Origin of the sequence: Lentzea terrae (genome assembly GCF_003265345.1) — a bacterium.
In the GTDB taxonomy this organism is placed as follows: Bacteria; Actinomycetota; Actinomycetes; order Mycobacteriales; family Pseudonocardiaceae; genus Lentzea; species Lentzea terrae.
Genome location: NZ_QFWW01000044.1, coordinates 1 through 806 on the forward strand (window position 1 = coordinate 1; position 806 = coordinate 806).

Here is an 806-nt window from a genome sequence, read left to right on the forward strand (position 1 = left end):
AGTGTTCCCAAGTAGCAGCGTACTCGTGGAATTCGCTGTGAATCTGGCGGGACCACCCGCTAAGCCTAAATACTCCCTGGTGACCGATAGCGGACTAGTACCGTGAGGGAAAGATGAAAAGTACCCCGGGAGGGGAGTGAAATAGTACCTGAAACCGTGTGCCTACAATCCGTCGGAGCCTTTAGGGGTGACGGCGTGCCTTTTGAAGAATGAGCCTGCGAGTTAGTGCTACGTGGCGAGGTTAACCCGTGTGGGGTAGCCGTAGCGAAAGCGAGTCTGAATAGGGCGTTTAGTCGCGTGGTCTAGACCCGAAGCGGTGTGATCTAGCCATGGCCAGGGTGAAGCGCGGGTAAGACCGCGTGGAGGCCCGAACCCACCAGGGTTGAAAACCTGGGGGATGAGCTGTGGTTAGGGGTGAAAGGCCAATCAAACACCGTGATAGCTGGTTCTCCCCGAAATGCATTTAGGTGCAGCGTCGCATGTTTCTCGTCGGGGGTAGAGCACTGGATGGTCTAGGGGGCCCACAAGCTTACCGAAATCAACCAAACTCCGAATACCGATGAGTGAGAGTGCGGCAGTGAGACTGCGGGGGATAAGCTTCGTAGTCGAGAGGGAAACAGCCCAGAACGCCAGCTAAGGCCCCTAAGTGTGTGCTAAGTGGGAAAGGATGTGGGGTCGCACAGACAGCCAGGAGGTTGGCTTAGAAGCAGCCACCCTTTAAAGAGTGCGTAATAGCTCACTGGTCAAGTGGTCCTGCGCCGACAATGTAGCGGGGCTTAAGCACACCGCCGAAGCTGTGTCATTTC

At 56.0% G+C, this 806-nt stretch carries 1 rRNA gene; it reads left to right on the top strand.

What is annotated here, in order from left to right:
* A 23S ribosomal RNA gene (locus tag DI276_RS47615) occupies positions 1-806 on the top strand; the annotation flags it as partial.